10 protein-coding genes and 1 pseudogene are annotated in these 14,974 nt (G+C 36.5%); 10 read left to right on the top strand and 1 reads right to left on the bottom strand.

Annotated elements, in window-relative coordinates; all coding sequences use genetic code 11:
• Positions 1–73 precede the first annotated feature (73 nt).
• The 8 genes from H6X70_RS14445 to H6X70_RS14480 all read left to right on the top strand — a co-directional run bounded on the left by H6X70_RS14445 (position 74) and on the right by H6X70_RS14480 (position 12,935).
• Positions 74–3,805, top strand: coding sequence for an efflux RND transporter permease subunit (locus H6X70_RS14445; RefSeq protein ID WP_194768405.1), 3,732 nt, complete (start codon positions 74–76; stop codon positions 3,803–3,805).
• On the top strand, positions 3,802–5,037 hold the full coding sequence (locus H6X70_RS14450; RefSeq protein WP_194768406.1) for a TolC family protein: 1,236 nt from the start codon (positions 3,802–3,804) through the stop codon (positions 5,035–5,037). Before H6X70_RS14445 ends, H6X70_RS14450 begins: the two co-directional genes overlap by 4 nt.
• 28 nt (positions 5,038–5,065) lie before the next feature.
• The gene (locus tag H6X70_RS14455; RefSeq protein ID WP_194768407.1) at positions 5,066–5,359 is read left to right on the top strand and encodes a phosphoribosylpyrophosphate synthetase; all 294 of its coding nucleotides are present in this window, start codon (positions 5,066–5,068) and stop codon (positions 5,357–5,359) included.
• Positions 5,360–5,361: 2 nt separating this feature from the next.
• Positions 5,362–8,187, top strand: a complete 2,826-nt coding sequence (locus tag H6X70_RS14460) for a heavy metal translocating P-type ATPase (protein WP_194768408.1) — start codon at positions 5,362–5,364, stop codon at positions 8,185–8,187.
• Between the two features lie 16 nt (positions 8,188–8,203).
• Positions 8,204–9,979 (top strand): efflux RND transporter periplasmic adaptor subunit, encoded by a 1,776-nt coding sequence (locus tag H6X70_RS14465; protein WP_194768409.1) that lies wholly within the window; start codon positions 8,204–8,206, stop codon positions 9,977–9,979.
• 18 nt (positions 9,980–9,997) lie between these two features.
• Positions 9,998–10,435: a cation transporter gene (locus H6X70_RS14470; RefSeq protein ID WP_194768410.1), complete on the top strand. Its 438-nt coding sequence runs from the start codon at positions 9,998–10,000 to the stop codon at positions 10,433–10,435.
• Between the two features lie 104 nt (positions 10,436–10,539).
• The gene (locus H6X70_RS14475) at positions 10,540–10,956 is read left to right on the top strand and encodes a Fur family transcriptional regulator (protein ID WP_194768411.1); all 417 of its coding nucleotides are present in this window, start codon (positions 10,540–10,542) and stop codon (positions 10,954–10,956) included.
• A 59-nt stretch (positions 10,957–11,015) separates the two neighbouring features.
• The gene (locus H6X70_RS14480; RefSeq protein WP_194768412.1) at positions 11,016–12,935 is read left to right on the top strand and encodes a heavy metal translocating P-type ATPase; all 1,920 of its coding nucleotides are present in this window, start codon (positions 11,016–11,018) and stop codon (positions 12,933–12,935) included.
• An 81-nt stretch (positions 12,936–13,016) separates the two neighbouring features.
• Here H6X70_RS14480 and H6X70_RS14485 read toward each other — a convergent pair whose 3' ends face one another.
• Positions 13,017–13,658 carry a hypothetical protein gene (locus tag H6X70_RS14485; protein ID WP_194768413.1) on the bottom strand — a complete coding sequence of 214 codons (642 nt, stop codon included), beginning with the start codon at positions 13,656–13,658 and terminating at the stop codon, positions 13,017–13,019.
• 457 nt (positions 13,659–14,115) lie between these two features.
• On the opposite strand from H6X70_RS14485, the pseudogene H6X70_RS14490 reads away from it, so the two are divergent.
• Positions 14,116–14,586 (top strand): annotated as a pseudogene (locus H6X70_RS14490) (Dps family protein).
• A 31-nt stretch (positions 14,587–14,617) separates the two neighbouring features.
• Complete coding sequence (locus tag H6X70_RS14495; RefSeq protein WP_194768414.1) at positions 14,618–14,809, top strand: CsbD family protein; 192 nt, start codon at positions 14,618–14,620, stop codon at positions 14,807–14,809.
• Positions 14,810–14,974 lie beyond the last annotated feature (165 nt).

Consider the following 14,974-nt stretch of genomic DNA (forward strand, 5'->3'; position numbering starts at 1 on the left):
GAGTTGATAGGAGGTTTCTTATATTAGATTGTTTTCTAATAGTTATGTGTAATTATTTTAAAATCAAATTAAAATGCTAAATAAAAGCATCAAATTTTTAATAGAAAATAAGCTTGTTGCTGTTCTATTATTAGTCCTAATGGTAGGCTGGGGTACCGTAAATTCGCCCTTTGGTTGGGATACTGGTTTCCTGCCTAGCGATCCGGTTTCGGTAGATGCCATTCCAGATATAGGCGAAAATCAACAAATAGTCTTTACAAAATGGGACGGGCGTTCGCCACAGGACATCGAAGATCAAATTACCTATCCTTTAACCACATCGTTACTTGGTATTCCTGGGGTTAAAACCATTCGTAGTTCGTCTATGTTTGGCTTTTCAAGCATCTATATCATTTTTGAAGAAGATATCGAATTCTATTGGAGCCGTAGCCGAATTCTAGAAAAACTAAATTCTTTGCCTAGTAGTTTATTGCCCGAAGGTGTAAATCCTGCTTTGGGTCCAGATGCCACAGGGTTGGGGCAAATATTTTGGTACACACTTGAGGGGCGCGACGAAAACGGTAATGTAACTGGTGGTTGGGATTTGCAAGAGTTGCGAAGCATTCAAGATTACTACGTTAAATATGCTTTGTCGGCTGCAAGTGGGGTTTCCGAAGTCGCTTCAATTGGTGGTTATGTTCAAGAATATCAAGTGGATGTTAATCCGGAATTAATGCGCCAATATAACATTGGTTTAAACCAAGTTGTAAAAGCGGTAAAGGAAAGCAATAAAGACATTGGCGCCCAAACTTTAGAAATTAATCAAGCTGAATATTTGGTGCGTGGTTTGGGCTATGTAAAATCTATTTCAGACATCGAAAATGCGGTTGTGGCTTCCGAAGATTATACTGCCATTAAAATTAAAGATATTGGCAAAGTCACTTTAGGACCAGCAACCCGCAGAGGACTTCTAGATAAGGAGGGGGCTGAAGTGGTTGGAGCAGTAGTGGTAGCACGTTATGGCGCAAATCCTATGGAAGTTATTAATAACGTTAAAGAAAAAATTAACGAGTTAAGTCCTGGATTGCCATCAAAAGTTTTAAGCGACGGCCGTACATCGCAAGTTACAATTGTTCCTTTTTACGATAGAACGGAGCTAATTCAAGAAACTTTAGGAACTCTAAATGAAGCCTTAACTTTAGAAATTTTAATTACCATTTTGGTAATTATTGTTATGGTTTATAACCTAAGAGCTTCCGTTTTAATTTCAGGACTATTACCTGTAGCGGTTTTGATGGTTTTTATTGTGATGAAAATTTTTAATGTCGATGCAAACATTGTAGCCCTTTCGGGGATAGCTATAGCCATTGGTACCATGGTTGATGTAGGCGTCATACTTTCAGAAAACATCATCAGGCATTTAGATGAAGCTAAAAATAGAATGTCTAATGAAGCAGCTTCGAATAATGAAATATCTATAAATCAAATCGTTTATAATGCCACTTCCGAAGTTTCTGGAGCCATTGTAACTGCGGTTATGACAACCATTATTAGTTTCATTCCTGTTTTCACGATGATTGGTGCCGAAGGTAAATTATTCAGACCTTTAGCCTTTACAAAAACCTTTGCATTAACGGCTTCACTTGTTATTGCCTTGTTTATCATTCCGCCGTTTGCAGCCTATTTATTCCGAAGAAAACCTGTTAAAAAGACTTTTAGTTATGCTATAAATGCGGCTTTAATCATTTTTGGAATTTCAGCACTGTTTTATGGTTTTTGGTTAGGTCTTGTAGTTATCGCTTTTGGTAGTGTTGGTTTATTAAAACTTCAAAAGAAAATAGACGAAAAGCAAGCTAATCGCATCAATATTATCATGTCATCATGTGCTATTGTGTTTTTATTAGCAGCGTATTGGAGACCTTTAGGTGTTGATAAAAGTATCTTTTGGAACCTCATTTTTGTTGGCATTATCTGTTTTGGTTTGTTGGGGGCGTTTTCATTACTACGTAAATTTTATACACGAATATTAAAATGGGCACTCGCTAATAGATTATTGTTTCTTAGCATTCCTGCAACCCTTGTTATTTGTGGTTTTATAATCTTGAAAAATGCAGGAAAAGAGTTTATGCCTGCTTTAAATGAAGGTTCGTTTCTTTTAATGCCAACATCGATGCCGCATTCTGGTGTAGAGGAGAATAAACGGATTTTACAGCAATTAGACATGGCTGTGGCAAGCATTCCTGAAATAGAAACGGTGGTAGGGAAAGCAGGGCGAACCGAATCGGCTTTAGATCCCGCACCATTGTCTATGTACGAAAATATCATTCAGTATAAGCCTGAATACATGCTAAATGAAAAAGGAAAGCGCCAACGTTATAAAGTGAATGATGCAGGAGAATTCATGCTGAAAGATGGAAAAACTTGGTATGCAGATCATCGTGAAGCAGGCGAATCTCTTTATTTAAAAAATCAATTGATTCCTGATAATGATGGCGAATTTTATCGCAATTGGCGACCAGAAATACAATCGCCAAACGATATTTGGAATGAAATTGTAAAAGTTACCAAACTTCCAGGGGTAACATCGGCACCAAAGTTACAACCCATCGAAACCCGATTGGTTATGCTACAAACAGGTATGCGTGCGCCTATGGGCATAAAGGTTAAGGGGCAAGATTTAAAACAAATTGAAGCTTTTGGGGTGCAACTGGAATCTATTTTAAAAGACGTTGAAGGCGTAAAAGCCGAAGCTGTTTTTGCCGACCGTATTGTGGGGAAACCCTATTTGCTTATAGACATAGATCGCGAAAAAATTGCCCGTTATGGCATCACGATTGAAGATGTGCAAAACGTACTTAAAGTTGCTGTAGGTGGCATGGTTTTAACCCAAACTGTTGAAGGGAGAGAACGCTACGGTGTTCGCGTGCGTTACCCCAGAGAGTTGCGTGCCAATCCAACCGATTTGGAGCAGATTTACATCCCAGTATCTTCAGGTAGCCCAGTGCCTTTAAGCGAATTGGCTACCATTCGGTATGAGCAAGGCCCTCAAGTTATTAAAAGCGAAGACACGTTTTTAGTGGGATATGTGTTGTTTGATAAATTAGATGGTTTTGCTGAGGTAAATGTTGTTGAAAATGCCCAAGCTCTTATTCAACAAAAGATTGATTCTGGAGCGTTAACAATTCCAAAGGGTGTTAATTATAAATTCACGGGGACTTATGAAAATCAGTTGCGGGCAGAAAAAACCTTATCGGTGGTGGTGCCTTTAGCCTTGTTTATTATACTTCTGATTTTGTATTTTCAGTTCCGTTCGGTATCTACCTCATTAATGGTGTTTACAGGAATTTCGGTAGCTTTTGCTGGCGGTTTTATCATGATTTGGCTTTACGGGCAATCTTGGTTTTTAAATTTCTCCGTATTTGGTGAGAACCTGCGCGACTTGTTTCAAATTCGAACTATAAATCTCAGTGTAGCAGTTTGGGTTGGGTTTATTGCTTTGTTTGGAATTTCAACCGATGACGGCGTTATCATGGCCACCTATCTCAATCAAGTATTCGATAAAAATAATCCTAAAAATAAATTAGCAATTCGTAAATCGATTGTTGAAGGTGCATCAAAACGTATACGACCTTGTTTAATGACGACGGTAACCACAACTTTAGCCTTGTTGCCTGTTTTAACTTCAACAGGAAAAGGAAGCGATATCATGATACCGATGTCTATTCCAATTTTTGGTGGGATGATTATCGATGTAACATCTTATTTTTTAGTTCCCGTTTTGTATAGCTGGAAAAAAGAATTTCAACTTAAACGCGCAGCAAAATGAAAAATAAAAAGTTAAATACAAAATCAGTTTTGGGGCTTTTGTTTTGTTTCTTAAGCTTCTTTGCAAATGCTCAACAATTAGAAACGCTTATTGATGAAGCTTTGGCTAACAATCCAGAAATTCAAAAGTTCGAGCTGCAATACAAAAGGGCTTCCGAAAAAATTAATGAAGTCAATACGGTGCCAAATACCGAATTTGCTGTAGGTTATTTTGTAAGCGAACCCGAAACAAGAACCGGTCCGCAGCGTTTTAAAGTATCTGCAGAACAAATGTTACCATGGTTTGGAAGCATTACCGCCAGAGAAAACTATGTAAATGCTTTGGCAGATGCTAAGTATGAAGATATTGTTATTTCTAAACGAAAATTAATGGCTTCGGTTTCGCAATCGTATTATAATTTGTATACTAATAAAGCAAAACAAGCTGTTTTGGTTGAAAATATAGAATTGCTTGAAACCTATAAAAAGCTGGCTTTAAGTTCGGTTGAAGTAGCCAAAGCTTCAGCGGTTGATGTTTTGCGTTTGCAAATGCGTCAAAATGAATTAGAGCAATTAAAACAAGTTTTAGAACAGCAATTTCTAGCAGAGCAAACCGCCTTCAATAATTTACTAAACAGAAATAATACTATTGAAGTACAAGTTGTTGATGATTTACAAATGCCTTCGGAAGATTTTGAAATTAATACGAATAATTTAGAGCTTCATCCGGAATTAGTTAAATATGAAAAGCTTTATACTTCCGTAGAACAATCCGAATTATTAAATCAGAAAGAAAGTAGTCCTATTATTGGTTTTGGTCTCGATTATATTAATGTTGAAAAGCGTACCGATATGGATGTTAGCGATAACGGAAAAGATATTCTTATGCCTATGCTGTCGTTTACCATTCCTATTTTTAATAAGAAATATAAGTCGGTAACCAAGCAAAATACTTTGCAGCAACTAGAAATTGAAGCAGAAAAACAAGAGCGTTTTAATACTTTAAAAACCAGTTTAGATAAAGCGATTTACGAACAAAAAGCTTCAAGAATAAGTTATAAAACACAAGTTAAAAACCTGAAACAGGCAAAAGATGCCGAAGAAATTCTTTTAAAAAGCTTTGAATCAGGAACCATTAATTTTAACGATGTGTTAGATATTCAGGAGTTGCAATTAAAGTTTCAAATAAATCAAATTGAAGCGGTGAAAACCTACTATATACAAACAACGATTATTAATTATTTAACGAATTAAAAAGACGTTTAATTTAAAATTTAAAGACATGAAAAGTTACGATACATTATCACAAGCGATAAACAGTTTACAGGAAAAAGGGTATACCCATAACTTAAACCTGTGTTCAGGACATATAGAATGTCACGCATTAAAGCTAAAAATACATCCAGAAGATTTTGAAGTTGATGAGGTGCATCGTTTTGAAGGAATGAGTAGCACAGGCGACAACAGTATTTTATATGCCATTCACTCTAAAATAGGCGTTAAAGGCCTGTTAGTAGATGCTTATGGGGTATATGCTGAAAATATTTCTGAAGCCATGCGTAAAAAATTAAAATAATCATGAAACATAGCTATAAAATATCAGGAATGACTTGCAACGGTTGTCGCAGTCATGTTGAAAGTACGCTATCTAAAGTTGAAGGCGTCACTAAAGCCACAGTAGTTTTAGCTAAAGCTAAAGCTGAAGCTGAAATTGAAATGGAAACACATATTCCAATTGAAGTTTTTCAAAAAGCTTTGCTTGATGATGGTGGGCGGTATGGAATAGAAAATCCCCACCCAGCCTCCCCAAAGGGGAGGAGTCAAAACTCGAAAAACATATCAGATTTAAATAGCCCCCTTCGGGGGTTGGGGGAAACCACGTACTACATACACGGCATGACGTGTAAAGGTTGTCGAGGCCATGTAGAGACTATTTTAAATGCTGTTGAAGGCGTTACAAAGGCTTCGGTCGATTTAGAAAAATCTGAAGCCACCATTCAAGTGGTGACTCATATTCCTATAGAAACGTTTCAAAAGGCTTTAAAAAATGATGGAGATACCTATACGATTCATACAGAGCCCCTCCCAGACTCTCTAAAGGGGAGGAGCCAAGATAGTAGCCTCCTTAGGAGGGTGGGGGATAATGAGATTCCTGCCTCCGCAGGAATTGGGGTCTATTATTGCCCGATGCATTGCGAAGGAGATAAAACCTATGATAAACCAGGCGATTGTCCGGTTTGTGGAATGGACTTGGTGAAGGAGCAGAGTTTAAAAGCAGCTACTAAAACGCAATATACCTGCTCCATGCATCCTGAAGTGATTAAAGATGAACCCGGAGCTTGTCCTATTTGTGGCATGGATTTAATTCCGTTGCAAGTTGATATTTCTGCCGAAGAGCAGACCTATAAAAAACTGCTTAAAAAGCTTAAAATAGCGGCGTTATTTACCATACCGATATTTGTTATTGCGATGTCGGAAATGATAGCGAATAATCCTTTATACGACATCATGCCTTTAAAATACTGGAATTGGGTGCAGTTTGTGTTGTCAATTCCCGTGGTATTTTATGCCACTTGGATGTTTTTTGAACGGGCTTATAAAAGTATAAAAACATGGAATTTAAACATGTTTACTTTAATAGGCATAGGCGCTGGAGTTGCTTGGTTATTTAGTGTATTTGGTATGCTGTTTCCAGATGTTATTCCCGATCAGTTTAAAACGGAAATAGGTACGGTTCATGTGTATTTTGAAGCAGCTTCGGTAATTTTAACTTTGGTTTTAATGGGGCAAGTTTTAGAAGCCCGCGCCCATAGCAAAACCAATGATGCGGTTAAAGAACTATTGAAATTAGCCCCAAATGAAGCCACTCGCGTTGTAGATGGTAATGAGGAAGTGATTGCCATAGACGATATTAATTTAGGGGATTTATTACGTGTAAAACCAGGCGATAAAATCCCTGTAGATGGTAAAGTTCATGAAGGCGAAAGTTCGGTTGATGAATCCATGATTACGGGAGAACCTATTCCTGTTAGAAAAACAGTAGGCGATCAAGTGAGTTCGGGAACCATTAACGGGAAGCAATCCTTTATAATGACCGCTGAAAAAGTAGGAGGCGATACCTTATTGTCGCAAATAATAGACATGGTGAACAAGGCGAGTAGGAGTCAGGCGCCTATTCAGAAATTAGCCGATAAAATTTCAGGGTATTTTGTGCCCGTGGTGGTGGCGATTTCAATTTTAACTTTTGTGCTTTGGGTTATTTTCGGCCCAGAACCCAAATACGCTTTTGCTTTTGTAAATGCTATTGCGGTTTTAATAATTGCTTGTCCCTGTGCTTTAGGCCTAGCCACGCCCATGTCGGTTATGGTTGGAGTTGGTAAAGGTGCCCAAAATGGTGTGCTGATTAAAAATGCCGAAGCTTTAGAGAAAATGGATAAAGTCGATGCTTTAATTATTGACAAAACCGGTACGATAACCGAAGGGAAACCATCGGTAGAAAAAGCGAAAAGTGCTTCAGATAGTATAGATGATAACACCGTACTCCAATACATCGCTTCTGTAAATACCATGAGTGAACATCCACTAGCCGAAGCTACGGTAAAGTATGCCAAGGAACAGAACGTGACACTTTTAAAGGCATCCGATTTTAATTCGGTTTCAGGAAAAGGGGTTACCGCTGTAGTTGATGGTAAGCAAATCGCTTTAGGAAATGCTAAAATGATGGAAGAAGTGAATGCAACCCTTTCAGAAACATTAAAACAAGCTGCCGCTGAAGAACAGCAAAAAGGTAAAACGGTGTCTTTTCTTTCGGTAGATAAAACAGCCGTTGGTTATGTTGTTATTGGCGATAAAATTAAAGCTACAAGCAAACAAGCCATAAAAGAATTGCAAGACTTGGGTATTGATGTCGTGATGCTTTCGGGCGATAATGAAGCTACGGCAAAGGCTGTCGCCGAAGAATTAGGCTTGAAACATTTTAAAGGCGGCATGTTACCTCAAGATAAATTGGCAGAAGTAGAACGTTTGCAAAATGAAGGTAAAAAGGTTGCCATGGCTGGCGATGGTGTAAACGATGCACCGGCATTAGCGAAAAGCGATGTTGGTATTGCCATGGGCACAGGAACCGATGTGGCTATAGAAAGTGCTGTGATTACGCTTGTAAAAGGAGATTTACACGGTATAGTAAAAGCAAGAAAATTAAGTGATAAGGTGATGAAAAACATCAAGCAGAATTTGTTTTTCGCTCTTGTTTATAATTCGGTTGGTGTGCCTATTGCAGCCGGCGTTTTATATCCGTTTTTCGGATTGTTATTATCGCCTATGATAGCGGCTTTGGCCATGAGTTTTAGTTCGGTTTCTGTCATTGCTAATGCATTGCGATTAAAAGGAACTAGTATTGATTAGTATAAAAATTTAAAAGATGAAGAATAATAAAATAATCATATACCTTGGTTTGATTGCTGTCGGACTTTTGTTAGGCTGGTTCCTTTTTGGAGGAACTTCCCAAAAAGAAACCGAACATCATCATGATGAGGTTACAGGAGAAAAACAGATGTGGACTTGCTCTATGCATCCACAAATTATGCAACCAGAACCGGGCGATTGTCCTATTTGTGGTATGGACTTAATTCCTGCCGAAACAAACTCCGATGGGTTGTTAGCAGGACAATTTAAATTGACCGAAAACGCGATGGCTTTAGCGAACATTCAAACTACAGTAGTGGGGAATGCTGTAGCAGGTTCGCACGGTATTAAATTATCGGGAAAAATTGTTGAAAATGAAGAAACAAACACGGTGCAAGTCAGTCATTTTGCAGGGCGTATTGAAACTTTACGCGTGGGTACAACTGGAGCATATATAAAACAGGGACAGCTTTTAGCTACGATTTATTCTCCCGAATTATTTGCAGCTCAGCAAGAATTAATTACCACAGCTTCAATAAAAAGTTCGCAACCAGAATTGTATAAGGCGGTTAAGAATAAACTTTTAATTAAGAAGTTAACCGATAAACAAATTAATGCTATTGAAGCATCTGGGGAACCCATTCAAAATTTCCCGATTTACGCCACGCATTCGGGAACCGTTATTGAAAAATTGGTAGAACAAGGGGATCATGTTTCATTGGGGCAACCTTTATATAAAATCGCCAATTTATCGCAAGTTTGGGCAAATTTTGATGTGTATGAAAATCAAATAGATGTTTTTAAAAAGGGGCAGGAGGTTTTAATTTCAACGAATGCTTATCCGGATAAACAATTTAAAGCGCAAGTCGATTTTATAGATCCTGTATTAGATACTAAAACACGTACCGTAAAAATGCGTGTGGTTTTAAATAATAAAGATAATTTGCTTAAACCAGGGATGTTTGTAGAAGGGAGCATACAAGGACATTCGGCAGATAAAGCTGAGGTTTTAAGTATTCCTGCGTCGGCTGTTTTATGGACAGGAAAACGCTCGGTGGTGTATTTAAAAACCAATTCGTCTGTTTTTGAAATGCGAGAAATCACCTTAGGAAATCAAATAGGAACGCAATACGTTGTTTTAGATGGTTTGCAAAATGGTGATGAAATTGTTACAAACGGCACTTTTACTGTTGATGCAGCAGCACAATTACAAGGCAAAAAATCGATGATGAATAAATCTGGTGGTAAAGTGATGACGGGTCATGAAGGGCATGCAGGCATGCATCATGGTACTTCTTCAAACGAAAGCGGCACTCAAACAAATGAGAATGCCCGTTTGGAAGTACCGAAAGCGTTTCAAAAGCAACTTAAAGTGGTTTACGATGATTACATCAAAATTAAAAATGCTTTAGTTGAAGATGATTCAGAAGCTGTTATTGATGATTCAAAAGCGCTTTCAGAACATTTGAAGAAAGTGGATATGAATTTGTTAACTAGTGAAAACGCCCATAAAGAGTGGATGCCATTAAAAGAAGCCATACATACTTCCGCGGAAGCGATATCGAAAACAACAGCCATCACTCAGCAACGCCATGCATTTAAAAACTTATCCACGTTAATGGCAAAAACACTTCAAATTTTTGGTATTGGCGAAAAGGTGTATTATCAATTTTGTCCTATGGCAGATGATAACAACGGTGCGTATTGGTTGAGTAACGAACAAAAAGTAATAAACCCATATTTTGGAGCAGCCATGATTAGCTGTGGAGAAATAAAACAAATTATTGAATAATAACTAAATTTTTAAATCATGAATTTTTTAAAGTCAAAACAAATGAACAAATTGGGATTGAACCTAAGTAAAACAGTGTTGTTAAGCATGGTTTTTATAGCAGCTTTAGGATTAACAAGTTGCAAGAACGACACTAAAAAGGAATCTGAAAGTACAGAAATGTCTAGCGATATGGCAGCAAATACCATCACTTTTGGAGTAAGAGGAAATTGTAATATGTGTAAAAAAACCATTGAAAAAGCCGCGAATAGTGTCGCAGGCGTTAAAAATGCCAATTGGGATGTCGATGAAAAGAAAATCGAGGTTTCCTTTGATGGCTCTGAAACCGATGCCATGGCTATTCATAAAGCTATTGCAGCTTCGGGATACGATACAGATAAAGTAGCAAGCAATGAAGCGGCGTATAACGATTTACCAGGATGTTGCCAATATGATCATGCTATGAAAATAGATTAATGTTTTTAACTTAGTCTACTCTATAAAATTAAGACTGAATTTTTTGGTTTTAACCTTAGAATTCGGTCTTTTTTATATTAAACTTTCTAAATTTAAAACATAATATGAACAATATCGAACAATTTTTCGAGTCGAAACACATCAGGTTAACAGCTATGCGCTTATTAATTTATAAGTTTTTAGCCCAGAAGGACGTTGCTGTAACTTTAAGAGATGTTGAAAATGCTTTTGAAAAAGCCGATAGAACAACCTTATACAGAACCATAAAAACTTTTGAAGACAAAGCCGTTGTACATCAAATAGACGATGGTACGGGCATTACCAAATATGCCTTGTGTGAAAAGGGTTGTAATTGTGATATTGAAACCGATTTGCATTTACATTTTCATTGTAATAATTGCAATGAAACAATATGTTTAACCGACCATAAAATTCCTCAAATAAAAGTCCCCGAAGGCTTTGTTTCCGAAAATGTAAACTTGGTGGTTAAAGGTGTTTGCGATAAATGTAGCGGCCAATAATTGCACTTCCATTGCATAAGAGAGATCAGTAACTTTGGAATACATTAAAATTAAAAACAATGAAATCCAAAACTGAATCTGTTCAGCAAAACCATAACAATCATCTACATAAAATATCTAGTCAAATAAAAGTCTATATACCTGCAATCATAAGTTTTACAATGCTAATTATTGGTATTGGGTTAGACTATTTTGATGTTAGCTTCTTCAAAGATTGGGTGCGTATTATTTGGTATGGCCTAGCATATTTACCAGTGGGGTTACCTGTAGTTAAAGAAGGTTGGGAAAGCATTAAAAAAGGCGCTGTTTTTACAGAGTTTCTTTTAATGTCTATAGCAACTATTGGAGCATTCGCAATAGGAGAGTATCCCGAGGGCGTCGCGGTTATGCTGTTTTATGCCGTTGGCGAATTATTTCAGGGTGCCGCAGTAAGACGCGCCAAAGGGAATATTAAAGCCTTGTTGGATGTTCGTCCCAAAGAAGCTTATGTTTTCCGTGAAGGCCGTTTTAAGCGTATTTCCCCAGAACAAGTAAATATTGGTGAAAAGATTCAAATTCGCGTTGGCGAAAAAATTCCTTTAGATGGCGTTTTAATTTCTGAAAAAGCGGCATTAAATACGGCTGCTTTAACTGGTGAAAGCAAACCAGATCATGTTTTTAAAGGTGAAAACGTATTTGCAGGAAGCATCAATTTGGATGGTGTCATTGAAATAGAAACCACCAAAGAATTTAAGGATAGTTCCATTGCGCGTATTCTCGATATGGTGCAGAATGCAACAGCTAGAAAATCTAAAACCGAATTATTCATTAGAAAATTTGCACGTATTTACACGCCAATAGTAGTTTTTCTGGCCATTGGTGTAACGCTATTGCCTTACTTTTTTGTAGACGATTATGTGTTTAGAGATTGGCTGTATCGCGCCCTAATTTTCTTAGTGATTTCTTGCCCCTGTGCCTTGGTTATTTCTATTCCGTTAGGCTATTTTGGTGGTTTAGGCGCTGCTTCAAAAAACGGTATTTTATTTAAAGGGGCTTCGTTTTTAGAAGCGATGACCAAAATAAATACTTTGGTTATGGATAAAACTGGGACGCTAACCAAAGGTGTTTTCAAAATTAAAAAAATAAAAGCGGTTGGTTTTGATGAGCAGGAGTTTATGAAATACCTCCTAGCCATGGAAGCACAATCTACGCATCCTATTGCCAAAGCCATTTTAGAATATAAACTTGAAGACACCGCGTATCAAGCTTCTGAAGTTTCGGAAATTGCTGGTCAGGGTTTAAAGGGAAAAGTTAACGGAAAAACAGTTTTAGTTGGCAATAAAGCATTAATGTCAACTCATAATGTCGACGTCTTAAAGGAAACCGAAACACTTGTAGAATCTCTTGTTTTAGTGGCTATTGATGAGGTTTTTGCTGGTTATGTTGTTATTGCAGATGAATTAAAAGAAGATGCCAAAACAACCATTACAGCTTTGCATAAAGTGGGAATTAGGAATATTTGGATGTTATCTGGCGATAAAGATTCCATCACGCAGCAGGTAGCATCCGAATTGCAAATTGAAAATGCAAAAGGCAGCTTATTGCCTGAAGATAAATTAAATGAAGTTGAAAAATTAAAACAAAACCCTAACAATAATATCGCTTTTATTGGCGATGGTATTAATGATGCGCCTGTTTTGGCAGCCAGCGATGTGGGCATTGCTATGGGCGGTTTAGGAAGTGATGTAGCTATTGAAACGGCCGATGTGGTTATTCAAACCGATCAACCTTCAAAAGTGGTAAAAGCCATTAAAATTAGCCGTTCTACACGAAGCATTGTTTGGCAAAATATTGGCCTGGCATTTGGTGTAAAACTTATCGTTTTAATTTTAGGAGCAGGTGGTTTGGCCACCATGTGGGAAGCTGTTTTTGCCGATGTAGGCGTTGCATTACTAGCCATTTTAAATGCGGTGCGCTTACAGCGTATGACTTGGGATTAAAAAGCAAGTATATAAAAAAAGAGGCTTTTTGAATGTTTAAGTTTCAAAAAGCCTCTTAATCTGGATATTAAATAATTGCAATTATTTTTTGGCAGCCGCATTTTCATCTGATTTCGCGCCCATTCTATTTAATTGGTACATCGGTGCAAATTTTAATTTTAAAGCTGCAATGTCGTTATTATCTTCGGTTGTTAAGCCTTCTTTTTCAACGGTGTTTTTGCGTGTATCAATGGCTTCATAAATCAACTTGATTTCATCCCAGTCTTCTCTTGAATACGAATCTTTATTATTTTCAACAGTTGTTACAAAGGTTTCATAAACATCTAAAATGTTGTCTTTGTTAATCCAATTAAAACTCATGTCTTTTTCAGTGTAATTAGCACCTAATAAAGATTGTCTTAACGCCTTTGTTTCATATATCGAAAGGACTTCAGCTTCATAGGCTTCGTATTTTAAAGTCGACTCATCTAAGATTCTCTCTAATTCGGCATCTGCTTCAACCGAAGCTATGGCATGTTTTGCTTCCTTTTCTAATTCATGATGTTTTCTTTCAATAGCATCCCAATTTTCGGCCGCTTTATCGGTAGCCACATCACTTACAGAATCTATATAAGCTTCATAAGTTTCAATTTGTGCGTGTGCCATATCTTTTTTTCCTTCATTACAAGCGATAAACGTACCACCTAATGCTACAACTGCTAATGTTATTTTTAATGTTTTCATCTTAATTAATGTTTAATGGTTTCTGGTACAAAGATGCAAACGCAAACCGCTTTTCGTGTTACATGATTTTTTTTAAAGTTTATATGATTGCAATAATGTACTGATTTTGAATTCTAATTAATTGATTGTTAGTTGGTAGTCTTTAGTCTTTAGTCGGTAGGCTGTGGTTTTAAAATGAATGTATAAAAACTGTTTATACCTCTATATGTAATAGAGATTCTCCTACAGTATAGGTTTTGGGTTATTTTGATGAATGAAGGATTGGTTCGTTTTATCAGCGATGGAAAAATGAACCTCAATGGCATTCGGGATGGTTTATCATATTGATTTTTAATCCTAAAACTAGTCACTCTAGTAATTCTATAATAATCTCCAAAAATGATGTAACAGGAAATCTTGAGTGTGAACATACCTTTGTGAAGACAATAATAAGTACCATTAAAAAACATTAAATATTATGACAATTAAAATAGGACTATCAAAAAAAGAACTAGAAAAAAGCATAAAAAACCTGACTGTCGTTTTAGCAAATGAAATGGTTTTATATGTGAAGCTTAGAAAATTTCATTGGAACGTATCTGGAAATAGTTTTATGGAATTGCACAAACTTTTTGAAAGTCAATACACTGAAACGGAACACAATATAGATGAAGTCGCAGAGCGTATTAGTAAACTTGGAAGTAAATCTATAGGAAGCATGAAAGAATTTTTAGAACATACCACGTTAAAAGAATCCGATAGTTACGAATCGCAAAAAGCGATGTTAGAAGAATTGTAAAGCGATCATGAAGCGATAATTTCAAGTCTTAGAAGCATGGTTGAAGCGATTGAATCTGGTTCTAAAGATTTTGGAACCGTAGATTTTTTAACCGCTTTAATTCAAACACACGAATCTCAAGCTTGGATGTTAAGAAAATATATATCATAAAAATTGAATATTAACTTTAAAAATAAAAACGATGAATACTACAGAAATTAAAGGAAACTGGAATGAGTTAAAAGGTAAATTAAAACAAGAATATGCCGATTTAACAGACGATGATTTATTACTTGTTGAAGGTAAAGAGGAAGAAACTCTTGGAAAAATTCAACAAAAACTGGGGAAATCTAAAGATGAATTTCACGACATGATCTCAAAATGGAACTCCTAAGAAGTTATTTATTTTGATTGAAAGTTTCAAATGAATATCAATTCGAATAAATTTTTTTAGAAAATAGTATCGAGAGTACACTTTTCAAAATTAAAACTTGATTCTCGACACTAATTTTACTCATTTTCAATCGTAAAATTCACTCGAATTGACAAATTTCATTTA

Origin of the sequence: Tamlana sp. I1, assembly GCF_015355625.1 — a bacterium.
GTDB lineage: Bacteria > Bacteroidota > Bacteroidia > Flavobacteriales > Flavobacteriaceae > Pseudotamlana.